Origin of the sequence: Brevibacillus ginsengisoli (genome assembly GCF_050113715.1) — a bacterium.
Lineage (GTDB): Bacteria > Bacillota > Bacilli > Brevibacillales > Brevibacillaceae > Brevibacillus_H > Brevibacillus_H ginsengisoli.
On the sequence record NZ_JBNJQR010000011.1, the window covers coordinates 173,745 to 199,438 of the forward strand.

23 protein-coding genes and 1 riboswitch are annotated in these 25,694 nt (G+C 44.1%); of the genes, 4 read left to right on the forward strand and 19 right to left on the reverse strand.

Annotation, left to right across the window (positions count from 1 at the left end; all coding sequences use genetic code 11):
• Positions 1-119: 119 nt before the first annotated feature.
• Complete coding sequence (locus ACQCN2_RS20750; protein ID WP_426930858.1) at positions 120-401, forward strand: hypothetical protein; 282 nt, start codon at positions 120-122, stop codon at positions 399-401.
• A 321-nt stretch (positions 402-722) separates the two neighbouring features.
• On the opposite strand, the gene hppD is transcribed toward ACQCN2_RS20750, so the two are convergent.
• Positions 723-1,814: a 4-hydroxyphenylpyruvate dioxygenase gene (gene hppD / locus ACQCN2_RS20755; protein ID WP_426930859.1), complete on the reverse strand. Its 1,092-nt coding sequence runs from the start codon at positions 1,812-1,814 to the stop codon at positions 723-725.
• A gap of 238 nt (positions 1,815-2,052) precedes the next feature.
• Positions 2,053-2,310: a hypothetical protein gene (locus ACQCN2_RS20760; RefSeq protein ID WP_426930860.1), complete on the reverse strand. Its 258-nt coding sequence runs from the start codon at positions 2,308-2,310 to the stop codon at positions 2,053-2,055.
• A 236-nt stretch (positions 2,311-2,546) separates the two neighbouring features.
• On the opposite strand from ACQCN2_RS20760, the gene ACQCN2_RS20765 reads away from it, so the two are divergent.
• The gene (locus ACQCN2_RS20765) at positions 2,547-3,239 is read left to right on the forward strand and encodes a class I SAM-dependent methyltransferase (RefSeq protein ID WP_426930861.1); all 693 of its coding nucleotides are present in this window, start codon (positions 2,547-2,549) and stop codon (positions 3,237-3,239) included.
• Between the two features lie 399 nt (positions 3,240-3,638).
• Here ACQCN2_RS20765 and ACQCN2_RS20770 read toward each other — a convergent pair whose 3' ends face one another.
• The 4 genes from ACQCN2_RS20770 to ACQCN2_RS20785 all read right to left on the reverse strand — a co-directional run bounded on the left by ACQCN2_RS20770 (position 3,639) and on the right by ACQCN2_RS20785 (position 8,308).
• The gene (locus ACQCN2_RS20770; RefSeq protein ID WP_426930862.1) at positions 3,639-4,316 is read right to left on the reverse strand and encodes a 3D domain-containing protein; all 678 of its coding nucleotides are present in this window, start codon (positions 4,314-4,316) and stop codon (positions 3,639-3,641) included.
• Positions 4,317-4,481: riboswitch (cyclic di-AMP (ydaO/yuaA leader) on the reverse strand.
• Between the two features lie 89 nt (positions 4,482-4,570).
• On the reverse strand, positions 4,571-5,719 hold the full coding sequence (locus ACQCN2_RS20775) for a Ger(x)C family spore germination protein (protein ID WP_426930863.1): 1,149 nt from the start codon (positions 5,717-5,719) through the stop codon (positions 4,571-4,573).
• The gene (locus tag ACQCN2_RS20780) at positions 5,716-7,218 is read right to left on the reverse strand and encodes a spore germination protein (protein WP_426930864.1); all 1,503 of its coding nucleotides are present in this window, start codon (positions 7,216-7,218) and stop codon (positions 5,716-5,718) included. The genes ACQCN2_RS20775 and ACQCN2_RS20780 overlap by 4 nt, the downstream gene beginning before the upstream one ends.
• Positions 7,202-8,308 carry a GerAB/ArcD/ProY family transporter gene (locus ACQCN2_RS20785; RefSeq protein ID WP_426930865.1) on the reverse strand — a complete coding sequence of 369 codons (1,107 nt, stop codon included), beginning with the start codon at positions 8,306-8,308 and terminating at the stop codon, positions 7,202-7,204. Before ACQCN2_RS20785 ends, ACQCN2_RS20780 begins: the two co-directional genes overlap by 17 nt.
• 157 nt (positions 8,309-8,465) lie before the next feature.
• Here ACQCN2_RS20785 and ACQCN2_RS20790 point away from each other — a divergent pair, with 157 nt between their 5' ends.
• Positions 8,466-9,020 carry a histidine phosphatase family protein gene (locus ACQCN2_RS20790; RefSeq protein WP_426930866.1) on the forward strand — a complete coding sequence of 185 codons (555 nt, stop codon included), beginning with the start codon at positions 8,466-8,468 and terminating at the stop codon, positions 9,018-9,020.
• Between the two features lie 366 nt (positions 9,021-9,386).
• Here the strand turns inward: ACQCN2_RS20790 and ACQCN2_RS20795 are convergent, their stop codons facing one another.
• Both ACQCN2_RS20795 and ACQCN2_RS20800 read right to left on the reverse strand, forming a co-directional pair.
• Entirely contained in the window at positions 9,387-10,328 is a 942-nt protein-coding gene (locus ACQCN2_RS20795) for a methyl-accepting chemotaxis protein (RefSeq protein WP_426930867.1), read from the reverse strand.
• Positions 10,329-10,357: 29 nt separating this feature from the next.
• Positions 10,358-11,119: a hypothetical protein gene (locus ACQCN2_RS20800; RefSeq protein WP_426930868.1), complete on the reverse strand. Its 762-nt coding sequence runs from the start codon at positions 11,117-11,119 to the stop codon at positions 10,358-10,360.
• A 103-nt stretch (positions 11,120-11,222) separates the two neighbouring features.
• Here ACQCN2_RS20800 and ACQCN2_RS20805 point away from each other — a divergent pair, with 103 nt between their 5' ends.
• A complete protein-coding gene (locus tag ACQCN2_RS20805; RefSeq protein ID WP_426930869.1) occupies positions 11,223-12,674 on the forward strand; it encodes an RsmF rRNA methyltransferase first C-terminal domain-containing protein in 1,452 nt (483 codons plus the stop codon).
• Between the two features lie 286 nt (positions 12,675-12,960).
• Here ACQCN2_RS20805 and ACQCN2_RS20810 read toward each other — a convergent pair whose 3' ends face one another.
• The 11 genes from ACQCN2_RS20810 to ACQCN2_RS20860 all read right to left on the reverse strand — a co-directional run bounded on the left by ACQCN2_RS20810 (position 12,961) and on the right by ACQCN2_RS20860 (position 25,575).
• Positions 12,961-13,443, reverse strand: a complete 483-nt coding sequence (locus tag ACQCN2_RS20810) for a hypothetical protein (RefSeq protein ID WP_426930870.1) — start codon at positions 13,441-13,443, stop codon at positions 12,961-12,963.
• 136 nt (positions 13,444-13,579) lie between these two features.
• Positions 13,580-14,821 carry an L-lactate MFS transporter gene (locus tag ACQCN2_RS20815; RefSeq protein WP_426930871.1) on the reverse strand — a complete coding sequence of 414 codons (1,242 nt, stop codon included), beginning with the start codon at positions 14,819-14,821 and terminating at the stop codon, positions 13,580-13,582.
• Positions 14,822-14,916: 95 nt separating this feature from the next.
• Entirely contained in the window at positions 14,917-16,473 is a 1,557-nt protein-coding gene (locus ACQCN2_RS20820) for a class I adenylate-forming enzyme family protein (RefSeq protein ID WP_426930872.1), read from the reverse strand.
• A gap of 51 nt (positions 16,474-16,524) precedes the next feature.
• Positions 16,525-16,809 carry a ferredoxin family protein gene (locus ACQCN2_RS20825; RefSeq protein WP_426930873.1) on the reverse strand — a complete coding sequence of 95 codons (285 nt, stop codon included), beginning with the start codon at positions 16,807-16,809 and terminating at the stop codon, positions 16,525-16,527.
• Positions 16,806-18,092, reverse strand: a complete 1,287-nt coding sequence (locus tag ACQCN2_RS20830) for an FAD-dependent oxidoreductase (RefSeq protein WP_426930874.1) — start codon at positions 18,090-18,092, stop codon at positions 16,806-16,808. The genes ACQCN2_RS20825 and ACQCN2_RS20830 overlap by 4 nt, the downstream gene beginning before the upstream one ends.
• Positions 18,093-18,193: 101 nt before the next feature.
• Complete coding sequence (locus tag ACQCN2_RS20835) at positions 18,194-19,120, reverse strand: electron transfer flavoprotein subunit alpha/FixB family protein (protein ID WP_426930875.1); 927 nt, start codon at positions 19,118-19,120, stop codon at positions 18,194-18,196.
• Between the two features lie 15 nt (positions 19,121-19,135).
• Entirely contained in the window at positions 19,136-19,912 is a 777-nt protein-coding gene (locus ACQCN2_RS20840) for an electron transfer flavoprotein subunit beta/FixA family protein (RefSeq protein ID WP_426930876.1), read from the reverse strand.
• Positions 19,913-19,966: 54 nt separating this feature from the next.
• Positions 19,967-21,061, reverse strand: coding sequence for an acyl-CoA dehydrogenase family protein (locus ACQCN2_RS20845; RefSeq protein WP_426930877.1), 1,095 nt, complete (start codon positions 21,059-21,061; stop codon positions 19,967-19,969).
• Positions 21,062-21,082: 21 nt separating this feature from the next.
• On the reverse strand, positions 21,083-22,222 hold the full coding sequence (locus ACQCN2_RS20850) for an acyl-CoA dehydrogenase family protein (RefSeq protein ID WP_426930878.1): 1,140 nt from the start codon (positions 22,220-22,222) through the stop codon (positions 21,083-21,085).
• Between the two features lie 15 nt (positions 22,223-22,237).
• Positions 22,238-23,800 (reverse strand): acyl CoA:acetate/3-ketoacid CoA transferase, encoded by a 1,563-nt coding sequence (locus ACQCN2_RS20855; protein ID WP_426930879.1) that lies wholly within the window; start codon positions 23,798-23,800, stop codon positions 22,238-22,240.
• A gap of 386 nt (positions 23,801-24,186) precedes the next feature.
• The gene (locus ACQCN2_RS20860) at positions 24,187-25,575 is read right to left on the reverse strand and encodes a sigma-54 interaction domain-containing protein (protein ID WP_426930880.1); all 1,389 of its coding nucleotides are present in this window, start codon (positions 25,573-25,575) and stop codon (positions 24,187-24,189) included.
• Positions 25,576-25,694 lie beyond the last annotated feature (119 nt).

The following is a 25,694-nucleotide window of genomic DNA, read 5'->3' on the forward strand; positions in this document are numbered from 1 at the left end:
AACACCTGAAGAGCCCCTTCCTTGTTCGTCCAACTCGGGGTAAAATACTCTTGAATCGCTAGTTGACAAGCATTCTTGGCTTGTCGCATGTCTTATGGATAGTTGGGTAGGAGGTCACGATGCATTATTTTGACAAGGAAACCATCATGTCCCGGGAAAATGCTTTAGTCCTTAAGCCGACTGAAATTGCGGTACTGGAGCATGTTCGGACATACGAATTGGAAGAAAGCGAAAGACCACTTCCCTACTTTATCGAAATCCAATGCCTGGATCACGGTGTAGTCGTCAAGAAAAAAAGGATCATTGATTTTCCAGAATTCGAATTGGAACGGGAAGAAAAGTTTGCCACAGTAGAGGAAGCAACTGAGGTTTTTCGTCAATGGATTAGAGAGATGGAGTAGAAAAGACTTCGTCCCTTTACGTTCTGTGGAAGTTCGCAATGATGTTGCAAAGTCCGCTCTCTCAATCCGAAAGGGAGTCGCCAAACGCTTCGCGCCCCTAAAGGGGTTGGGTGGCGACTCTTTTCCCTTTCTCCTTTCCTTCGCTAAGTATCACTTCCAAGGAATCTCAAGTGGACGAAGTTTTTTCTTCTGGGGGCTTGCGCAAATGGAAGAATGTTTAGTTGCTCTACCTTTGTAAACCAACTAAACATTCTGATATTAATAGAAAAGCCCCACCCGACGAAGCTTTCGCTTGATCGGGGAGGGCCGATAATCCTACATTTATAAATTTCCGCGCAGTTCCTGTTCACGCTCCAACGCTTCAAAGAGAGCTTTGAAGTTCCCGTTACCAAAGCGGCGGCTGCCCTTGCGTTGAATAATCTCGATGAACAGTGTCGGACGATCCACGATCGGTTTGCTGAAAAGCTGCAACAGGTATCCTTCATCGTCACGGTCTACGAGAATCCCCAGGCTTTTCAGCTTCTCCATATCTTCATCAATGGCACCTACCCGGTCTTGCAATTCTGCATAGTAGGTATCAGGTACATGAAGAAAGTCGATTCCATTATCGCGAAGCTTGGAAACCGTATCGATAATATCATTGGTTAACACAGCGATATGTTGAACGCCTGGACCTTTGTAGAAATCAAGGAATTCCTGAATTTGCGACTTACGACGGCCCTCGGCGGGTTCATTGATGGGGAATTTGATGCGACCAGTACCACTTTGCATAACCTTGGACATCAGAGCCGAATACTCGGTAGAAATATCGTCATCATCGAAGTTTTGCGAAGCGGAGAAGCCCATTACTTTTTCATAATAGCTGACCCACTCATCCATCAATTCCACGTTGCCCACAATGTGGTCAATTCCGATCAGACCCGTACTTACCCCTTGCACAGGAGATTCGTACGGTTTGAAGCCAGGGAAGAACGCCCCTTTATAGTTACTGCGCTCGATAAAGGAATGGACAGTATCTCCGTAGGTGGCAATCGTCGCTCTTTTAACGGTTCCAAACTCGTCGGAGTATTCAGTTGGCTCCATTAACGGAATGGCCCCGCGGGATACAGCTTCTTGGAAGGCTTTCTCACAATTGTCTACGCGAAGCGCGATGTCCTTAACACCCTCACCGTGTTTCTTGACAAAATCAGCAATTGGATGGTCTGGATGAAGCGCACCGGACAATACGAAGGTGATGTGGTTTTGTTTCAGCACATAAGAGACCTTATCACGAGACCCGGTCTCCAGCCCAGCATAAGCAAACGCCTCGAAGCCAAATGCCTTGGTAAAAAAATGCATGGCCTGTTTAGCGTTCCCCACATAAAACTCTACATGGTCCCAATCTTGAATGGGAAAAAAGTCAGTCGTGCTCATCTACTCAACCTCCACTGTGATTATTATCACACTTTTCTAAAATTTACTCTGTAAACGCTTTCCTTCGCAAGAGCATGGAGTGACGCTCCAACGCTTTTAACCAATGAAGACCTTTCCTACCTGCTACTAGCTTATGAAATGAAGTGGATCACCGTAACGTACCAAAAAACGAACCCCACTTTTCCCTATACAGAAAAGTGGGGCGTCCCATACTTTTGATGTTTTATTGGCTAGCTGTTTACTTCTCGCGATCGTTACCGATGCCATAAACGGATACATTCGAATCGTAGCTTGAAGTGGAAGGTGCTTGCTTGTTTTTTGCTTGCTCAGTTGGTTCCGCTTTTGGTTGCGCAGAAGTCTGAACAACCACTTGATTGGTCACACCCACATAATTATCGCTCACTGTATCTCGATCCTCTTTGGCGAATGCTGATTGTGTAAATAGAACCGAACCTACTAAAGCTGCTCCTACCATGGCCAATTTTGCCTGTTTCATTTTCCATCACCTTTTCCTATGTTTTCGTGTAACGATTTGCTTACAGGTTTATCTTACAGGAGGATATATTTGGTACAAACGGTCGAAGGATTGGTTTTTCACTCCGCCTCAAGACCGTCATCTTCCTCCATCTTCCAGTTCCTTGATAACTTGTGTGAAAATTAGAAAAAACATGATAACATAGAAATTGATGAAGAAAGCGCTGTCAAAAACCTGATAGATAAAGGAGTATGGCTATGTCCGAGCAAGAAATCATATGGAATGCAGGTGTCGCCTGGCAGTGGAATCGCAATGCGGCCAATTGGCACTCTCGCAGTAAGGAAATGTGGGAAAACGGCAGTCGACGGACGATTCTCCCCATGCTTCGTCAGCTGGTACAACCCCAAGCGGGATCTGTACTGGATGCCGGTTGCGGAGACGGCTATGGAAGCTGGAAATTGGCTGCTGATGGTTACTCGGTTACTGGCGTCGACCTCTCCGATGAAATGATTATGCTGGCGAAAAAACGGATGTCACCTGATCTGAACTTAATGTTCCATTCGCATGATATTACCGCCCTGCCGTTTGAGGATACGTCCTTTGCGGCGATTCTCGCTGTTAACGTGATCGAGTGGACAGAATCTCCTCTCGTAACGCTGCAAGAGTTTAGCAGACTGCTTCAACCGGGAGGAGTTCTTCTCCTCGGCGTGTTGGGACCAACAGCCGCTCCTCGAGCTTACAGCTACCGCCGCCTTTATCACGAAGCGATCATCCAGAATACCATGATGCCGTGGGAAGCGTGCCAGTTGGCTTTGGAGAACGGGTTTGAATTGCTGGTTGAGCATCCTGTTTATAAGGAAGGTGTCGACCCGTCAATAGCTGAGACGCTTACCTCCGAACTTAAACAGTCGCTTAGTTTCTTGACGGTGTTCGCTCTTCGCAAAGTGTGAGAAAAGACTTCGTCCCTTTTCGCTCTGTGGAAGTTCGCAATGAAGGGGGAAAGTCCGCTCTCTCACTACGAAAGGGAGTCGCCAAACGCTTCGCGCCCCTTAAAGGGGTTGGGTGGCGACTCTTATCCCTTTCTCCGTTCCTTCGCTAAGTCTCACTTCCAAGGAGACTGTGTTTCAACCCCCCGGTGAGAGGGGGCAAGCGGACGAAATCTTTTCTTGGTGGGCTTACGCGAATGGAAATAATGTTAAATTACTTACCTATTTAAAGTAATTTAACATTCCAATATTAAGAAAAAAGTTTAACATAGGCTTTTATGTTCATCTAAAACGTGAAAACGGGTCGCTTATCCGAAGGTTCTTCACTCTTCGATAAGCAACCCGTTTTCTCTTGCAGGCTAACTACTTCTTCAGGACGTATACTTTTACATCCTGAATCCCAAAGTCATCAGCATGTCCACCCGGTACGAAAATATCGACCTTGGAACCTTTTATGGCTCCACCAACGTCTACCGCACGAGCAATCATTCCGCTAGCAGGTAATCCGTTTGTTTTGTATCCTGTAACATAAACAGTCGAACCCAACGGAATAACATTAGGGTCCACAGCAATACTTCCTACTTTTAACGGATTTCCAAAGTAATCAAGCCCAGCATAACCGCCATTTTCACTTGCGTCAGCTGTATACGCCGTTGCTTTCGCAGGAATGCAGCGCGCGACAGGGAGTTCCTGTCCATCTGCTGTTTTCACTACTGGTCCGACACTCTTAGGCGCAACACTTTCAATATGAACTGGCTTGGTTTCTGGTTGTGCAGCAGGTTTGGATGCAGGTTGTGCAGCAGGCTTCGTCACAGGTGCTGAAAGTTTCACAACCATACCCGGCTGCAACTGAAGCGGGTCTTTTTCGTTGTTAAGCTTAAGTATAACATCCAAAGGAAGCTGATACTTCTGGGAGAGCGTCCAGAATGTGTCCCCTTGAGCAATTACATGTGTTTCTTCTGCGGCGAACACATTGCCGGACATGCCTGCGAGAAAGATCCCTAGTGTCAATGACAAGAGGGTTTTGTTGCGTTTTTTCAATTAAAGCTCCTCCTTAGCCTACGAGGTTAGCTGTCGGATTCGGATTGAGGAGTCAACCCGTTGCTTGCGCAATTCACCCCAAAGGACCACGAATGATCCTTATTTGACTTCCAGGTGGAAGTCTCGTCCCCCGCACTTGTTTCCAAGTTTCGGCATTTTATTTCGTAACACTTTTTAAACCTTAACATAAGAGCAGGGTTCAAAAAATGCTAAAATGTTGGTAATTGTGGAAAACGCCCGATCCAACGACCAGTTTAATGTATGTATTTGTACTTACCCGTAAAATCCACGGAAACATCGACTCCTATCTCATCCAACGAACCCGTTTGAAGAAATGAGTCTTTGTTTCCTTTAACTTTTCGCCAAAGATTAGGGTCCTCCCGATACAGCTTCTCCTCTAAGTGATACACATCTACGCCAATCGACAGCCCTTTTTCATAGGTATCTCTAATCTCTTTTTGGATGATAGACGAGACTTCTTTTTCTAACTGTTGAAGAGGGATATCTGTTAAGAATTCATTCAGTACACCTTTCGCCTTTACATGAATCTGAAAAGTTGGCTTGTTTCCGGTAACACGATAGGTAATCTGGGGTTTGGGGTGTAGAATCACAACAGTTGCCGCCGCTTTTCCATTTAGTTTGACGAGGACAAAAGTACGTTCTGTTTTTTTCGACACCCAACGAAGTCCAATGAGATTGGGTTCCTTTAAATACCCGTTATATTTGCCATGATGGAACAGGCAAGCACCATTCACCCTTAATAGACTATGTGGTTTTTGTGATTCTTTCCATCTGTTTGGATCAATTGTCAGAGTTGGAAGCAAGGTTGTGCCGGGGGGTTCCATTAACTCTCTGATAAACCGGTAATGATAAACAGGCTCAATCACGGATCGCTGGTTATACGTGTCAACAGGTTCATGGAGGATGGAAGCAAGCGGACTTAATTTAAAAAAGGGGATTACTGTGAACACTTTCTCCAATGATTCCCTTGTACTGTACGCCCAAATGTCGTATCTCATCTCCCTGTAACGATTAATGATTTCCACTATCTCTTTCGGCTGATGTTTCAGGGCTCTTTCCGAATAGACAATCGCTTTGACATGTCCCCAAAATACCTGTTGCTGAGCTGTCGGATACAGATTATTAAAAGCAGAGTTTAACGTAGAGCCTAGCGCTTTTCCTACCCAAACTCCTGGTTCACCTCTCGACCTCGCTCCCTCTTGTTTGGCTACATTGCTAAAATCAAGCACTTGGACATAAATGGCATATTGATTTTTCTCGTAGTCGATTCCAATGGAGGTCACATAGCTTTGGTCTTCAATCTCTCTTTCATCCCAACAGCCTGTAAGGATAACGGAACAGATCAGAAAGATTAGGGTTGCCTTTCTTCTGCACCAAATCATTCGCTTTCCCCCGATTGCCTGCTTTTATCCTGAGGATTAAGAATGCTCGGTCTGCTTTTCATGAGTGGCCAGGGAACACGGAAGATCGATTTAATGACATCCTTGAAGTTAATTGGAGAAACAGGTGCAAGATAGGGAACACCGAAGGATTGAAGCGAAGACAGGTATAAAACAATGCCAAAAAATGAAACAAAAACTCCGTACATCCCGAGCGAGGCACATAAAAAGAAAATAATAATTCGCAACACACTGATGGATCCCACTAGGGCCTGACTAACCAAGGTTGATCCTGCTACCGCAGTTAGCGAAGCAACCACTACCATGGATGGGCTAACCAGACCTGCGCGAATGGCGGCGTCTCCAATAGTTAATCCGCCGACTACCGTAATGGTATTCCCTAATGCGGTTGGCAATCGAACGCCTGCTTCTCTGAAAATATCCACAAGGATGATCATTAGCAACATCTCAGTAGGAGCAGAAATTGGTAACCCTACACGATTAACTGTTACGGTGGCAAGCAAAGGGAATGGTAGTTGATCTTGATGATAGGAAACCAACGCAATCCAAAAACCAGGTAAAAACAAGGATAACATCAAACCGATTAATCGTAGTAATCTACCAAAAGTAACCGAAAGAAAGGTAAAATGCACGTCTTCTGGTGACTTTATCAATTGCATTAAGTTCGTCGGGGCAATAATCGCCGACGGATTACCGTCTATCAAAATAGCAAAACGGCCATTGAGCAAGCAATCCACTACATAATCGGGTCTGCTCGTATAGTCTAACAATGGAAAAAAAGCCCATGAACGATCCGATATAATTTGTTCCAATTGGGTTGAACTATAAATTCCATCAATTTCAATGTGACTCAGGCGGTTTATGACTTCATGCAGAATCTCTTTTGACAGTATGTCCTCGATGTAGAATAACCCCACTTGCGTCTTGGTCCGAGCACCAATCACGAACTTCGCGTATTGAAGTGAAGTGGTTCTTAAACGCTTCCGAATCAGGGCTGCATTAACGGACAGACTCTCGACAAACCCATCTCGTGGACCGCGAACGGATGATTCAAAATTTGATTCGGCTGGCGTACGAGTCGGGATTTTGGCAATATCAAATTCAAGGATCTTTTGGGTGTGGGGGATGATCGCGAACAGCTTTCCCGCAAATACTTGCAGAATAATATCTTCCTCTGTCGCTGTATTGGGTAAACAGCGGATGGGAAGAATGGGATGATTCTCCATCACTTTTTCGTGAACAGGATTGCCTGCTTCATCATCAATCAGCTCGTGCAGGCGAGGGAGGATGAACTCTTGTAATTGCTTCTTGTCAATGAGATTGTCGCAATAAAGAAGCAGAATCGTGGAACCGCCATGCTGATTTACACGAATTGATTTTACTTTGACATCATCATTTAACCCAAATAATTGTCGCAAATAGGATTCTGAATAGAACTCCATTGGTAGTGGTCGGGGATTTTCGTTACGCGCCGTTCTCATGTTGATATCCCTCTTTTCTCTTTCTGCTCAACAAGGCAATTCCAAACAGCAAAATCGAAGTGGATAAACTAAAAACAAAACAATACGGAAAGTAAACCACCATTAAAAATCGATAAAACAAGACATCGCTTAATGGCCACATCGTCATCCCCACCATAAGAAAACTTAATATAACCAGTATCGTATTTCTTTTGATTGGAATGAAACTGCTGAGCAGATCTCCCGATACATACAAGACCAAGCTTAACCGGATAAATACCCCAGAAAACCATTGATAAAGCGATAAAAAGTCAAGATGCTCTATGTATTTGCCTATCTTGACCAAACGCCATTCCACAAAGGCAGGATATCTCTGTTTAGCAGCCTCCACTGGGCCAAATTCTGCGATAGCTCCTGTAAGGGGTCCTATCGTCAACATTACGATAAAAGCGGCTAGAAAGAGAATCTGCCACTTTTTAAAAGGCTTTTTCAGATGGTGTTGGGTTAAGAGAAGGAAAATCGTCTCTACAAATCCCCCACCAGCATAAATACATCCTTGTAAAACAGGAGAAATTCCATTCTCCAATAGTGGGGTCAACAGTTGATAATTCTTGTGTTGGAAGTTAGCCGTCATGACGAAATAGCCTAGTATTACGACGATGGGAAGCAGAATACCCGAAGTAATGGCAATCGAACGAATGCCCAATATTGCGGCAAGACAGCATACCAATACCGTCATGAACACAATGACCAATTGAGGTGTATCTGGAAGGTAGATTCCGACCGTCCAAGTGACCATTTCTTTCAGTGAGACTAATCCCATCGAGAACGTGTAGAGCGATAATAAGAATGCTATAAGACAAGCGAACGGTTTCCATGTTGCACGTTCTAGCCATTGGATAAGCGGTTGATTATGGGTCCATTTCATAATCGCATAAATAAGCATAGTCCATGGTAAATACACGAGTGCTGTTACGAGAACGGCAATCCAGGCATCTCTTCCAGATACTTGAAGGAGAATAGGTATGATGGTAACATGTGTCGTAATCCCTACCAATAGTACAACCATCATGGAAGCTTGCAAAATACCAATCGAACCTTGTCTAGACATGTACGAACCCCTTTTTTATTTGTACCTATAGAATGACCAATTGAAAGGGTTCAAATGCAGAATGGAAATAAAAAGGCATCCAACTTAAACCTTAAAAGAAGTTAACGTTTTCAATTGAAATATAACGATAAATCGAATATGTAAGGAGTTGATACGTTTGCTAACCAATCTTTACTTCGTAAGGCATGCTCATTCGACTTACACACCAGATGAATCAGGAAGATCTTTATCTGAACAAGGCCTTCATCATGCCAAAATGGTTTCTAAGCTATTAATACCTGAAAAAATTGATTATGTGATATCAAGTCCATATAAGAGAGCAATTCAAACAGTTGAAGGAATTGCTGCTTATATAAACAAAGAGATTGAAATTATAGATGACTTAAGAGAACGAACGTTGACGACAGAACCTGTTGCAGATTTTCATCATGCAATTTCAAAGGTATGGGAAGACGATAGATTCTCTTGGGACGGTGGAGAATCAAATGTAGTTGCTCAACAACGAGGAGTTACGGTCACTATTCAGATGTTAGAAAAGTACAAAGGTCATAATATTGTAGTGGGAACCCATGGGAATATCATGGTATTAATCATGAACTACTTCGACCGTAAATACACATTTAACTTTTGGAAGCAACTTGATATGCCGGACATTTACAAACTTACATTTAATCGAAAGGACCTAGTAGAAGTTACGAGGGTATGGAGATAGTTATAACACATATGGAAGTGTGACCAGAAAGTACATTTTTTAAGACGGGTGAACTCAAAAGTGAGTGAGAATAAAAATGTGGATGAAACGCCAGGTTGTTTATGGGTATTTCTTTTTGCCATTCTGGAGTTTGTTTTATTCTGTTTTTCATTATTAATTATTGGATACCTACCTGAAGAGATTACCAATAAGTATATATTCAAAATACTGCTATTCATATTTATCGTTCCAAATGTTGTCTTATTTCGTTATATTAGAAAAAAATAACCGAAGAGAAGGGAACCGTTCAACAAAAAAACAGCCAGACACTTTTTTGAGTGTTTTGGCTGTTTTTCTTTTTACATCAAATGAATATTAGATAACCTATTACAGCAAGGTTTTCAATTCTTTCACACTTGCTTCCAATTCTTCATCTACAACGTTGGCTTCCTTGATGTGAAGAATACTAATGTCATGCACTTCACCCAGCAGGTTTTTGGCTTGGGCTGTTTGATGTGCCATATCGTCAGCGAGTGACTTCTGGTTGCGGATAATGTCCATTACACCGCTTACCTCGTTGCTTACCTCGCCAAATGCGTTGACGATCTCATCCACTTTTTCGGACGCGATTTTGCTAATGCTTAAGCCATCTCGAATGGCTTTGGTGCTTTTCTCGGAGTTGGAGAGTGCTACTTTGGTTTCTTGTTGCATGGTTTCAATCAATTCAGCAATGCTCTTCGTAGAATTGGCGGTCATCTCAGCCAGCTTGCGAACCTCATCCGCCACGACGGCAAACCCACGTCCCTGTTCCCCAGCGCGCGCTGCCTCGATTGCCGCATTCAGAGCGAGCAAGTTGGTCTGGCTTGCAATATCGCTGATTACCTGAACGATACTGGTGATTTGAGTAGAGCGCTCTTCCAGACGGCTCATGGATTGGGAACTTTGGGCGGATTCCTGTTCCAACGTGGTAATCACGGAAACTACGTCCTCAAGCGCCTTCTTCCCTTCCTGAGAACGGCTTACGGATTGGTTGGAGATTGCGGCCAGCTTATCTCCTCGCGCGTATAATTGATTCGCGGATTGGTCGGTTGCTTCACTAGTTGACTGGATTTGTTCGATGGTATTTCTCACACGAGTGATGACAGCCGATAAATCGCTGTGCTGACGGTTTACGACGCCATGCTGACGAATGATTCGGTTCATCCGCTCGTATTGGTTGCGAATTTCACGTTTGAGGTCGTCTTCTTTGGATGTGATCTCCGATTTCGTTACACTAATTGTCGCTGCCACTTCACGTTGAGCATCTTCCTTATTCTTCTTCCAAAACATGTAAGCACCCTCCAATTTTCATCTCGTATTTATGCGTCTCGATTAGCAAAAAGACGCGATTCTATTACGCCAGGATGTTGCTTTGCCAGCGTAAGTAAATTCTCCAAGAAATAATAATGGCCTTCTAATAGCTCCACATCTTTTCGCTCGAACCGCTCTACCTGTAAATACTGCTGCATTTCGAGCATATAGCGTTCCATTTTGAGATGAAAATCGTTGGCACGAAGCATTTGCTCAATCTCTGGATGAAGTACTTTCAGCCGTGCGATCTCACTATGTACCCTGGTTGCCTCCAAAATAAACTGATAACCCGCCTTTTCATAGGAAGCGGCGGACGCCATCCTCTCTTGCCGCCTTGAATCTCGAAGCGCCGCGAGATAGGTAATAAAGTGAAAAATCGTGAGAAACAAGGGGCCCAAGAATAGGATAATGCCTGCCTTGTAGATGTGTTGGTTGGTAAAGCTGTTGATCAACAGAAACAGATGAAACAGAATAGCCCCCAACCAGACATAGATAATAATTTGATGATTGACAAGCCCCGCCTCTTCTTGCCGTGAAAAGACAAACGTTAATCCTAGCAGGTAAAAAGCTAATAACGTAAAGCTTGCGCTAAACAATCCCATTTCCATCTCTTGCAACCAGTCTGCTTGCTCAGGTATCTTAATAAAGAATTCACATGCAAGCACCAAGAGTGAAAATAGTAGTCCGAGGATCCAAAAACGACCGACATCGGTGTCTGTTCTTTTTCTGGTCCTGTGCTTCTCGACTCGTGACACCTTTGACACGTTCAAGGTAAATTCACCTCACATGATTGAAAAATTCGACATAGTTCCCTTTTTTCCTCTCGCATTTCCAACACTTCTCAAGAGGAAAAGTTTTGAACGGAGGCTTATCATGAAAACCGCACTACCCAAGCAATTTGTGACAAGAATGGCTGATCTTCTAGGGAATCAGCTGCAAGCTTTTCTCCATACTTACGAAGAGTCTCCTCTGCATGGACTCCGGATTAACCCGTTGAAGAGTTCTATAGAGGAATTGACAAGCAAGCCAACCTTTACCCTGCAAAGCGTCCCATGGTGTGACTATGGATTCTATTATCCCGCTTCCGAGCGCCCTGGGAAACATCCTCATCATGCCGCAGGACTCTACTACTTGCAAGAGCCGAGCGCAATGGCGGTAGCTGGAGCCGTTGGAGTCGAACCGGGAGAGACGATTCTGGATCTGTGTGCCGCACCAGGCGGCAAGTCTACACAGCTGGCCGGTTACCTCCAAGGAGATGGGCTCTTGATCTCTAATGAAATCCACCCGACGAGAGCCAAAGCCCTATCGGAAAATATTGAACGGCTTGGGATCACCAACGCCATCGTGACCAATGAAACACCAGAACGCCTAAGAGACCACTTCCCGCTCTTTTTCGATCGGATTCTTGTCGATGCGCCTTGCTCAGGTGAAGGCATGTTCCGCAAATTGCCCGAAGCTATAGACGATTGGTCGGAGGAAAAAGTTCTGGAGTGCCACCGTATGCAAACAGATATTTTGGATGCCGCTCATCAGATGCTCAAGCCAGGAGGTACTCTTGTCTATTCTACTTGTACCTTCGCCCCGTTGGAAAATGAACGGACGATTGAGGAGTTTCTTCAGAATTATCCCGACTATCAGCTGGAGCTGGTGCCTCATGCCGAGCTTTTTGCCCAAGGACAGCCGGAATGGTCCCGCTCCCAGGATCCTGCATTGAGTAAGACCTCCCGTTTGTGGCCGCATCTACTGAACGGAGAGGGGCATTATTTGGCCAAGCTGATCAAACCCCTAGACGATGTTCAAGAAGCTACTGAATCAAGTCTTGCCATCCAGGATTCAGATCAGAAGCGTTCGAATAAAAAAAGAATGGGCCGCAAGTCGGATAAACCATCATCAGGAATTCCCAAGGAAGCGTTAACCGCATGGGAAGCGTTCGCGAGCGATGCCTTGTACGAGGGGCATAAGAGCCTCTTCCACAATAGATTCACATTGTTTGGCGAGCAGCTATACCATCTGCCATCTGATGCGTTCTCCTTAAATGGGTTGAAAATTGTACGAGCAGGCTGGCACCTTGGTACCGTCAAAAAGAATCGGTTGGAGCCTTCTCACGCCCTGGCATTGGCCATCCGACCAGAACAGGCCAAACGAGTCGTCAACTTCTCAGCTGACGATCCGCAAATCATCCGTTATCTAAAAGGTGAAACGCTTCAGGCAGATGGTCCCAACGGTTGGACTCTGGTAACTGTAGATGGTTATTCCATTGGCTGGGGGAAACTAGTGGATGGGCAGTTGAAGAATCATTATCCGAAGGGGCTACGGTGGGTGTGAGGGAAAAGAGCTTCATCCCTTTTCGCTCTGTGGAAGTTCGCGCTGAGGTTAAATAGTCCGTTTCGGTCAATCCGAAAAGGGAGCCGCCAAACGCTTCGCGCCCCTGCGGGGTTGGGTGGCGGCTAACCACCCTTTTCTCCTTTCCCTACACTGGGTGTCACTTCCAAGGAGGCTGCAAGTGGATGAAGCTCTTTTCTACCGCGGGGTTTTAAAAGCAAAAGCAAAAACAATTACAAAAACAAATGGCCTCGTCATCTCATACCGAGGTCTTATTCCATATAATCTTTTATCTCACATTTCGAATGATAAACGAATCCGGTTCCCCATCTTTTCCCTTCACGACTTCAAAAATGGCTTCGTCTCGTGAAAAGCCCATTTGGTTATGGATTTCAAAATCACCATTCGATCTCGCGTGTTCAACATATCCTGTGACCTCCTTGTTCTGAACAAAAACAAGTAAATCGATATGATCATGAGTTTCGATAGTAGACACTACTTTATGGTTCCACTTAAATCCTAGCTGTTTACTTATCATTTTTGACGAAGTATACGGCGTAAAGATATAGACGTTGTCCCAAGCAAAAGGTGCTATCTGTGTGAAATCAATGAGTGCTCTCTCATTCGTTTGGCGTTTCTTTTCAACTGCTGATACGATTTGTTGTTCTACTCTCACTTGGTGTTGGACGTAATCTTCTTTGAAAATAAAGAAGTATACAGCAACTGCAAAAATCATAACAATACTAGCTAGCACAATTAGACCTTTTTTCATTTACTCCCCCAAGATTAACCCTCTACCCCCTCCTTTTGGAAACTATAAATCATGATAGAAAAAAGAGCTACTTATAGTAAGTAGCCCGAATTTAAAGAGTAAACTATTCATAATAGATCTTTCGTAATAAATTGATTTAAGATGCTTTTTTCTCTTCCACTCTAGGAGCGAGTGCTTTCTTTTCGATCGCTTTATAGACAAAGTTCAAAATCAATCCGGTAACGGCCAATGCGATCGCAATGTAAAATGCATTGGTAAAGTTTCCACCATTCGCAGAGGCAATTTGTGCAGCAATCTTTGGAGCATAGAACGCGGATGTTGAATAACCGATAAACGTAATACCCCAGTTCACACCTTGATATTTAGGACCGTAATTCTCCATAACAATTGAAGGGAACACACCCATAATTCCACCGAAGCAAAGCCCTAAACCAATGATACCAATCGCGAACCCGGTAATTGAACTTACATTGGCTAAGGCAAACATGGCCAAAGCGATAACCGCGTAAATGTACATCAATGTGCTGGAACGACCGATTTTATCCGATACGTAACCCCACAGAACACGACCAAGGCAATTGCTCAGAGAATAAAGACTTACATAGAAGGCCGCTGCAGCCGCAGTCAATCCAAACATATTTTGCCCGATAACCGATGCGTTAGAAGTAATCATTAATCCTGAGAAAGCGCCGATAGCAAACATCAATATAATGATATAGAATTTTCCCGTACTCAACATGCCTGTCCATGGAACGCTGTTCACTGTAGCTTTTGGTCCAGTAGTAGGAGGAGTCCAACCTTCTGGCACGTAATTAGCTGGTGCTGGTTTAATAAAGAAGCTGCAAAGAATCGTAATAACGACGAACACAAGACCCATATATTTAAAAGCAGCCAGCACACCCTGGTTTTCGATCAAGTAGTTAGCGACAGGAGCAGCGATAATGGTTGCTCCACCCATACCAGCAGTGATGAGACCAGCCGCCAAGCCTCTTTTATCTGGGAACAAGCGAATGGTATTGCTCAAGCAGCCAGAGTAGGCAATCCCTTGACCGAAGCCACCCAAAATACCATAAGTGAGATAAAGCATCGCAGGCGTTGTGGCAAAACCGGACAACATGAATCCAAGTCCATACATAACGCCCCCAATCAGGATTGACATCTTCGCATAACCACGGTCAGTTGCGAACCCACCAAGAATAATCGGGATTGGACCAATCGCCGCATTGATTGTAAAAGCCATCATGACTTGGGCCCTTGTCCATCCATGTACGGCACCTAATGGTCCAGCGAACACACTAAAAGCATAAATTGTACCAGTGCAAAGTAAAACACCAACAGACGCCCACAAAATAGCCCATCTATTAATTTTGGTATCCATTTAAAAATCATCCCTTTTACTAATGTATTTTGGTAAAGATGGGAATACGAATGACTTTGTGATTTTTTTCACAGAATAGATAATAAAGAAATAGCTTATACCCTTGTAGCCTCTTCCCTGTCAGCAAGAATTTGGATTAATTCTCTTTTCTTTATCTTTCCGCTCTCTGTTTTAGGAAAGTCGTCCATGAATACAATTCGTTTAGGCACCTTGTATTTTGCTATTTTCTCTTTGATAAAGTCTTTCATTATCTCTTCATCTTTCGCGTATTCTTCCTTCAAGCTGATGGCTGCACACGGGACCTCACCCAGAACTTGATCTGGCATCCCGAAGACAGCTACTTCTAATACAGCAGGATGTTTATAAAATAGATTCTCAATTTCTGGCGGATATATTTTGAATCCTCCGCAGTTAATAACCTCCTTCTTACGGCCTACGATTCGGATGTACCCTTCGTTGTCCATCGTCCCAAGATCTCCTGTATGAAACCAACCATCCTGATCCAGGCATTCCTTAGTGATGGATGGAGAATTGTAGTACCCTTTCATGACTCCAGCACCTCGGCAAACGACTTCTCCAATTTCCCCCCTTCCGACTTCGATCCCCTCATCGTTTACGACTTTGATGTCTGCTCCGTCTACCGCTTTGCCAACGGTTTCCGTTCGAAGGATTTCACTGTCCTCGAAGCGCGTAAAGGATATTCCTGCAGAAGTTTCAGTCGTACCATAGGATATTGCCACATTGCAATTCATTTCGGTACGAACTCTCCGTACAATTTCTGCAGGACAGGGAGCACCTGCGATGATTCCTGTGCGCAACGAGCTCAAATCAAAGTGGTGGTCGGACAAACTGTTTAGTTCCAGTTTAAAAGTGGTTGGAACTCCAAGGTGAATGGTTACTTTCTCTTTTTCTATAAGTTCAAGTGCTTTTATTGGATGATATTTCGGCAAGAAAAGAATTTTGGCCCCCACACTAATCGCCGTTAACATTCCAGCAACAAGTCCAAAAACGTGGGTGGCAGGCACCGGAACATAAAATACATCCCGGCACGTCGCCCCTAGGTTACTTGCTGTTGAAATGGCAACATGGAGAACATTCCGGTGTGTGAGCTCAGCCCCTTTAGGCTGGCCCGTTGACCCAGAAGTATAGATGATCGTAAATACATCTTCACTTTGAATCACATCACTGGGAGGTTCTGCTTCTTGCCCAATTTCCATTAGTTCCTCTAAACTCGTCACATCATCACCGATAAATCGGACAGAAAAAATGTGTTGGATCCGCTGTCTACCGATCTTGTTCATAATATCGAGATGATGATGTTCCTCCATAATAAACACGGCTTTGGCCCCAGAATTCTGGACGATACGAGAGATCTCTTCCTCTCGATATTTCACATTGCAGGGGACAAGCATCGCGCCAATTTTAGCTAAAGCAAAATATATAATGGCCATTTCATGCCAATTCGGCAAACAGATAACAACTCGATCTCCTTTGCGGATCCCAAAACGCGACAAACCATTCGCAAGCAGTGTCACTTGACTTGCCATCTCTTTATAGGTAATGCTCCCAATCCCATCTGAGACGGCAATGTTATCTGGATATAATCGGACAGATTGCTCAAACAATTCTGTCACAGTACGTATATTTGGCATCCTGTCTCCTCCTCTCCATCCATTACTGTCAAGTTTGATGCGCTTGCCCCATCAACCGTATCGAAATTCAATCCCCATGGTACCAACAGGAAACTCCCATTTATCCAAAATGGTTTTCCCGCAAAGAACACGGCACGTACCGCATTCCAAGCACCCCGCGTAATCGAAACGAGTGCTGCCATCTTCATTGATGGTGTACAAACCGGCCGGACAGGCGATCACCAGCTTTTTGAATTCTTTCATATCAACCGCATCTTTTTTCAACGTGATATGGGGATTTTCCTCATCTACAGCAAACTTGTTGACGCCTAATTTTTCTTCAACGTTTACCCTCATAGTGACCTTACCCCCTTAACCCCGTCCTTGATCAGGTTCATGATTCCCACTTTTTTGACATGTCCCATCATGGTAGACATCAGTGGTTTGGCAGGTGTACCGTCAATGACGAACAACGATTCCATCATGTCAGCAGCCATTTGAGGATACTGATTAAAGATCCGTTCGTTTTCCATGAAATGAGGAAAGTTCTTGTAAAGTTTCAGATCCTTCATGACAAAACTATCATTCAGAAGTTCAGTATACGTAGATAATCCCTTTTCACTGAAATCTGATTTTGCCTTAGCCGCAATGATTGCTTTGGCAGCCGCCTCTCCTGAAGCAATCGCCAAATCCATTCCTCTTACGGCATAACCAATATTGATGCAAAAACCTGCCGCGTCACCTACTACCAGAACACCGTCCCCTACAATTTTGGGAATCATGTTATAGCCAGCCTCTGGAACAAGGTGTGCAGAATACTCGGCCATTTTGCCGTTTTTAATTAACGGCTTGATCACTGGATGAGCTTTAAAGTCCTCGAGCATTTGTGGCACAGTTTTTTGCGAATTTTCTAGGTCGCTTAGTGTACAAACAACGCCTAAGGATATTGAAGATTTATTCGTATAAAGGAATCCTCCGCCTACTCGACCGTTGGAAGGACTTCCGGCGAACAACCAGGCTACCCCTTCACCTTCGTTGAGTTGAAACCGGTCTTCAATGACCGACTCTGGCAATTCAATTACTTCCTTGGCTCCAACAGCTACTTCATGCGGTTTCAGTTCCCCTCTGAATCCTAGCTTTTGGGCTAACAGAGAGTTGACACCGTCTGCAAGAATGACGGAATGGGCTTCAAGCTCATCTTCTCCCGCTATGACCCCGCAAACCTTTCCGTCCTTTACAAGAAGGTCATCTACACGAATGCCCGCAACGATTTGAGCTCCGGCATCTTCCGCTTTGCCAGCTAACCATTGATCAAAATCAGCACGCAGGACAGAGTAGGAGTCCTTTCCCTGCACAGCCAGCGACCTTGAACTGAAATCGACTGTGACCGCACTGTCTTCGGTCATCATGCTAATTTTCTCCGTTGTAATTTTTCTTTCCACTGGTGCTTCCTTGGTGAAATCAGGCATGATTTTTTCAAGGCTGTGGGTATATAATCTGCCTCCGGTCATGTTTTTGCTGCCCGCAAAGTTACCTCGCTCCACAATTAGGACATCAAGGCCTTCTTTTGCCAAAATGTAACCCGCTACACAGCCAGCCACTCCGGCCCCTACGATGATGGCATCATATTGTTCTGACATAGTAATTACTCCTTTCTCTGTTGTTCAATGTGACTGAGCGGCCGGACAAGTTTCATTGATCCTGAATATGCAACCTGCCCGGCTTACCATCACGTTTAGGCTTATTTGATTGCGGAAATTAACTCCGGCAATACTTCCAACAAGTCTCCGACGATATAGTAATCAGCCACTTTGAAAATAGGAGCATTTTCATTTTTGTCAATTGCCACGATGGTTTTGGAATCTCTGATACCATATACGTGTTGAATTTGTCCTGAAATCCCTGCAGCAAGATAGAGTTTCGGTTTAATCACCGCACCGGAAATTCCGATATACCGCTCTTCAGGAAGCCAGTGGAAGTCCTCCGTAACAGGTCGGGAACAGCCAATTTCACCACCAAGAAGGGAAGCAAGCTCCTCAGCATATTTCAAGTTTTCTTTTTCTCCAAAACCTCGACCTACCCCAATTACTACATCCGATTGGTTAAGATTTACAGAACTAGCGGCTTTCTCTTTTCTTTCTGCCAGCGTAATTCCTTGTGGTTGAGGGAATTGAATATCCTCGATTGCACCCTCTGTAGCAGCGGCTGCTTTCACTTTTTCGAATGTGTTGGCAGATACGGATACAATGACGGTTTCACCGTTTACCTCGACGTTCTTTTCAGCCAATCCGCCGTAGATGGTTCTAGAAGCTGTAAGCGTATTGTTGTTTACCTCAAGCTTCTTCGCATCTGAGATATATAAAGAGTCCAAGAGACCTGCCAGATAAGCACCTATGGTTTTGCCTCTTCTGGTTGCTCCAACCAGGATCAATTCAGGCTTTTCCGCCTCTGCCAGCTCACGTAAAGATTGCGCGTAATTTTCCCAGATAGTATCAAGAGGGAAAGAGATTAGCTTCACGCTATTTGCCCCATAAGAAAGGCATTCCTCTCCTACCGAACGATCACCAGCTACGAAGACGGTGATATTCTCGCCAAGTGTTGCAGCTTTCGAAATCAACTCATAGGCATGATCAGCAACATCTGCAATAACCCAAATCTTTTTCATCATGTGTGGCACCTTCCTCTACTGGATATCCTTGTTCGCTTTTAGGAGTTGTACAAGTTCTGCGACCGCATCTTTCACCGATACATCATTGCTGTTTACTCTGATTTGCTTGCGGTCCATGATCGAAGGACCAATGTGTACAACCTTCATACCTGTTTCAAGCTTGTCCGGAGTAAATCCAAGATCATTCAATGCAAGCTCTTCCGCTGGTTTTTTCTTGGCCGAAAGAATTTGTTTCATTCCTGGAATCCGAGGAACGTTGATTTCCGAAAGTACGGTGATGACAACTGGACCTGTTACTTTGATAACTTCAATCACATTCTCCAGTTTGCGCTCCACTGTAATTTCATTGCCGTTGACCTCAACTTTGGAGGCATAAGTAACCAATTTCCACCCCAACAACGCTGCAAGTCTTGGACCTACCTGCTGTGAAAACTGATCACCGGAGCCCTCGCCGCAGATGATCAAATCCATCTCACCGATTTTTTTAACCGATTCGGCGATAATTTTAGCTGTCACCGAACTGTCAACCTCAGGAGCCTCAACATAATAAGCTTTCTCGGAGCCTCTTGCCAAAACATCTGTAGTTGAAGCTTTTACTCCCTGACCTACTGTTAAGGAATAAACCTCAACGCCATTTTTTTCATTCAATTGAACGCCAAGTTCCAATGCGTTTCGATCATAATCGCTCACCTTGAATTTGGCTTTGTCCATGTTCAAGGTTTTATTTACCGTATCAACCACAATATCCGCTTCATCTTTAATCCATTTATAACAAACGAGTGCTTTCATCATGATCCTCCTCTTCAATCCCTTTGGAAGTAGGTCTTTATCTGATAGAATGTAAATTTAAGCTATTTCATTTCGGGCGATTGTAATAATTAGCGGTTTGACTTGCTCTTCCATTACGGATAGGCCTTTCAAGTCTCTCAGTAATACCTCTACGCCAAGGTCTTTACTGTAGCCGTAGCCGCCATGAATCTGTATCGCATCCTGACAAATCTCTTCGCCTGTTTTGATCGCAAAATATCTAGCCATCGAAGCTTGGTTAGCGGCTTCTTCCTTGATATCTACTGTAGCTGCAGCTCTAAGCGTCAAAAGGCGGGAAGCATCGATATTGACGGACATTTTGCCGACCATTTCCTGTAAAGCTTCGAATCGGATGATCGGGGTATTGAATTGTGCGCGTTCCTTGCCATAGGAGATGCTTTTCTCCATAGCTACCTGCGAAATTCCTGTCGCAATGGCTGCAAGGCTGATACTGTGCACTTCGCTCATAGACGAAATGATTTGTTTTCCTTGTCCTTCCGTTCCAATCAGGTTTTCAGCCGGAACGAAAACATTGTCCAAAGTCAGGGTCGCTGCACTCAATCCATCAAGGCCCATTTTCTTATATGGCTCAGAGAAAGAAACGCCCGGAGTGTTTGTTTCGACAACAAACGCACTCAAATTCTCACCGGTTTGGGCAAATACAACGATGACATCACTTTCAATCCCGTTATACACGAAGGTCTTGGTTCCGCTTAATGTGTATCCGCCGTTGAATTTTTCAGCCACTGTTTCAATAGCCAGCTTATCTTTGCCAACCCAGCCTTCACCGAATGCGAATGCCCCAATTGCTGAACCTTTGCAAAGGTTGGTCAAATATTTTTCTTTTTGAATGTCCGTTCCCCATTTATACAAGAAATAGGAGGCTTGGGTGCTATGGATTGCGAAAGCAAGTGCGGCGGATGCTGATACCTTTGCCAGTTCTTCAAGTACAAGAATATAGCTTGCAAAGTCCGCTCCCGAGCCACCTACCTCCTCTGGCAGGTAAACCCCTAGAAAATCAACTTCCGCTAAGTTTTGCAGTATTTCTTTTACCGAGAGGTCTTTCCATTCCTGGGCTAGTTCCTTGACACTTTGCTGGATCAATACTTGCTCTTCCGATAATGTGAAGTCCATTTTAAGCTCCAACTTCCTTTCCTAGGCATTGATCACGTTATTCGCGATAACAATGCGCTGAATTTCGTTCGAACCTTCATAAATTTGCATAACCTTGACATCTCGCATGAGTTTCTCTACCACGGAATCCTTCAGATAACCATATGGTCCGAATAGATCAATAGCTAAAGCCGCAACCTTCATCGCTGTATCGGTACTAAAAGCCTTCGCCATTGCTGATTCCTTGCTGTAAGGTTGTCCGCTTTCTTTTAGATAACAGGTCTTCACAATCAAATTCTCAGCGGCTTCAATCTGCATCGCCATATCCGCAATCTTGAATTGTACGTATTGGGAAGCGGTCATAGGCTTGCCGCCTTTGGTCTCCTGCTTCAAGAAGCGAAGGGTTTCTTCCATAATTCTCTTAGATAAACCTAACGCGGAAGCAGCAACCGACAGACGAGCGGAATCCAGTGTCTTCATCGCAAGCTTAAAGCCAATTCCTTCTTGCCCGATCAGGTTTTCTTTTGGAATACGCACATCGTTGAAAATGACCTCTACGGTATTCGAAGCGCGGATACCCATCTTATCCTCTTTTTTACCAATCATGATTCCAGGACGATCGCTCTCCACAATAAACGCGCTGAGACCTTTGATGCCTTTGGAAGGATCTGTGGAGGCAATAACCGCCATGACACTCGCATAAGCACCGTTTGTACAGAAGCACTTCGAGCCGTTCAGGACGTATTCATCTCCATCCAGGACAGCAGTTGTCTTAACGGCACCCGCATCCGAACCAGCTCCAGGTTCTGTTAAAGCGAAGGCTGTAAGCTTTTTGTCCAAAATGAATTGGAAGTATTTTTTCTTCTGCTCTTCTGTTCCGCCAAACAAAACAGGATAGGCAGAAAGTCCGTTACCGCCAATGGTTGTCTGCATCCCTACGCAACCACGACCCAACTCTTCCGAAATAATCGCTACCGTTAAAGCGTCTAGCCCCGGTCCGCCAAATTCTGTTGGTACCGCAAAATCCAGCAGTCCCCATTTGCCCGCTTCTTCAACGATTGCCAGAGGAAATTCTTCGGTTTCATCGTGTTTCGCAGCATTTGGAATAATGTATTGCTCAACGAAACTTCTTACTTTTGTCTTCCATTCCTGTTGAGTGGATGTCAAGCTCATATCCAACATTGAATCATCACCCTCTTATCTTGATTGGATCAAATTTTTCAACTGTCCCCATTTATCTTCAAAGATACCTGGGTCCATCAGTTTTAAACTAGGGGAGATAACCGGTTCAAAATCCATTTGGTCCAGAATATCTTTTTGCAAATTAATACCTGGAGCAATTTCGGTTAGAACCATTTTTCCGTCAACCAATTCAAAAACAGCTCGTTCGGTAACATAGATAACTTTTTGTTTGATTTTGCTCGCGTATTCGCCGCTAAAGGTGATTTGCTGAACATGCTTCAGGAACTTCTTAACTTTACCTTCCTGTACAATCTCCAGCTTGCCGTTTCCAATTTTGACCTCCAAGCCCCCTGCGGTGAAGGTTCCTGCAAAAACGAGCTTTTTGGCAGTTTGTGAAATATTGATTAAACCACCGCACCCTGCGACACGAGTACCAAACTTACTTACATTGATGTTTCCTTTTTCATCGGTTTGAGCCAGTCCAAGCACGGTCATATCCAAACCGCCGCCGTCATAAAAATCGAACTGGGCATGATGGTCAACGATTGCCTCGCTATTGTACGCATGTCCAAAGTCAGGAAGTCCGCCCGGTACCCCACCGATGGAACCAGCCTCTGTGGTCAGCGTAATCATATCTGTAACGCCTTCTTCTGCTGTTACCGTAGATACGTTAACCGGGATACCTACACCAAGATTCAAGATGTTGTTTTCTCTCAGCTCTGCTGCCGAACGACGCGCGATAACCTTTCTCTCATCGAGTGGCAGGAATGGGATACTGTCCATTGGCACTTTCACATGGCCTGAGAACGCTGGATTATACTTGGTGTTTTCTGTTTGGAAATGATTTTCCGGCTTGGATACAACGATATAATCAACAAGAATTCCTGGTACTCGAACATCTTTCGGATTCAAAGATTCAGCTTTTGCCACCGTTTCAACCTCAGCGATGACAATCCCGCCAGAATTTTTGACGGCTTGAGCGATCGGGAGCACTTCCATATGAAGTCCCTCTTTTTCAAGTGTCAAATTCCCTTTTTCGTCTGCTACAGTTCCTCGAATGAGTGCTACCTGAATAGGAAATGATTTATAAAAGAGCCATTCTTCATTCTCAAACTCAACAACTTTGACAATATCCTCTTTGGTACAAGGAGAAATTTTTCCGCCTTCGATGCGGGGATCCACGAAGGTGCCTAAACCAATTTTGGTGATAACCCCTGGTCTTTTCGCTGCAATCTCTCGATAAAGCTGAGTGATAACACCCTGTGGCAGATTATAGGCTTCACATTTATCTTCTTCGATCAGCTTGGCTAATCCCGGAGATGCAATCGTGATACCGCCCATCCACCGTTTAATCAGACCTTCATGACCCCAGTGGCTCATGCCTTTTCCTCGACGATCGCCAATTGCGCTCGCATGCATAACGGTCAGATTTTTTGGATGCCCTGTCTCAAGAAAGCGTTGTTCTACAGCAATTCCGACTTCTTCGGCCCAACAGGCTAAGCCAAACCCACTAGCAGCTACTGTGTCTCCATCTTTGATTAATTCTGCAGCTTGTGATGCTGTGATCACCTTCGACATCTTTTTCACTCCTCTCAAGGTTTCAGAACGAATTGGTAAACATGTACCTCCTTTTGATTCATTAGAAGTAGAGTTGCGTATCTTTCAAATGTGGATAATTTGTGATTTTTTTCACATCGCATCTCTTACCTCGTTACGCCTTATTTATATTGCAAGACCCGTGCCAAACTAAAAAGAAGCCTGCAATCGGCTCTTATTGTCATATTTCCGGGTTTTTTGTCGCATTTGCACGACATTTTAAGTAGCAAAAGTGGGTTTTTGTCGCAAAATAGCGAAACCGCTTTCATAGATCCTTATCATCAGAAAACCTTGGCGACCGCCGAGCCTGCTATACTTTCCGATTGACCAAAAAAAGCACTCGATGGATTCCCATCGAATGCTTTTCGTTATTTGCTGCATACTTCTTTTAAGTTGCTTTCATTCTCCATCGCTACATCATCATGTAAACTTTTTATTTTTCGATAGAGTACGGAACGGTGTACCCCTAACTTGGAGGATGCCTCAGCTATCTTTCCCTCGCAAGCGTCAATCATGGAATGAATGTACTGTTCCTCTACCTTTAACAGAAGCTCTTTTAAGGAAAGCGGATGATCAAGATGGTTCTTTATATAGGTATCTAGCATGAAATCAAATGGCGTGCTTGTGTCTTCCTTTTCTTCAAAATGGGTATGGTTTACAATTAATAGCCTTTGCACGTAGTTTTTTAGTTCTCTGACATTACCCGGCCAATTTTGGGAAAGCAAATCCTCGTATTGTTTTGCGTTCAGGTTGTAGTTTTTTTGGTATTTCCGATTAAATTCATCGATATATTTCCTGGCGAGACAGATGATATCCATCGGTCTTTCGCGTAACGGAGGAATATGCAAGGGAATCACATTAATCCGATAATACAAGTCCTCTCGAAATGTTCCATCGGCAACCATTTGCTTCAAATCCTTGTTGGTCGCAGAGATTACTCTAAACTCGACTTTAATATCTTCAGTTCCCCCAACCCTTCTGATCTCTTGTGTTTCTAAAACCCGCAACAGCTTGGATTGTTTCTCCAATGGCAGTTCAGAAATCTCGTCGAGAAAGAGGGTTCCATTATTCGCTAATTCTACTAAACCAATCTTTTGTGAATTGGCGCCCGTAAACGCTCCTTTTTCATATCCAAAAAACTCTGATTCAAATAAACTATCCGGAATCGCCGCACAGTTAACCGAAATGAACGGCCTATCATTCTGTCTGCTTTTTTTATGAATGTATTTGGATAATACCTCTTTTCCAGTCCCGGACTCACCATACAACAATATTCTGCAATCATATGGGGCAATTTGATCACATGCTTTCAGAATATTTTTCATTTGGATGCTTTCCGCTACAACTTCACTCTTCTCTTCTTTAACAAAAGTAACCTCGTCTTTGGCATTTTCGATGACGTCCGTATCGGCCATTTCATATTTGCCAACCGTTACAACCAGGTCAATTTCTCCTGTTGGCCCGAACAGCGGTGTGCTTGTCGTTGTTGTCTTAAACCCTTTGCTGGTTACTACCGTCCCTTTTTGCTGTACACCTTTTTTAATGGCATCAAGCGTAAAAGAATGATTATACATCCCGTCTTTAACCAGGTCACCCACATTAGACCGGAGTAATTCTTCCAAAGACATCCCTAGTGTTAGAGCAGTAAACTCATTGGAGATTAAGATATTCCCTTGCCGATCGGTGACAAATAACGAATGAGGGATCTCGTTATTGTTTACATAGTGATTGTTCAGAAGCTCTTTCAAATTATTCATGGATAACACATCCCCGATCACCTTTCAAAGGAACATTTTTAAATCATTACAAAAGAATAGAGGTCAGTGGCTCAAGTAACTATGTAGAAATACTTCATCTACAAAATATTTCTTTCATT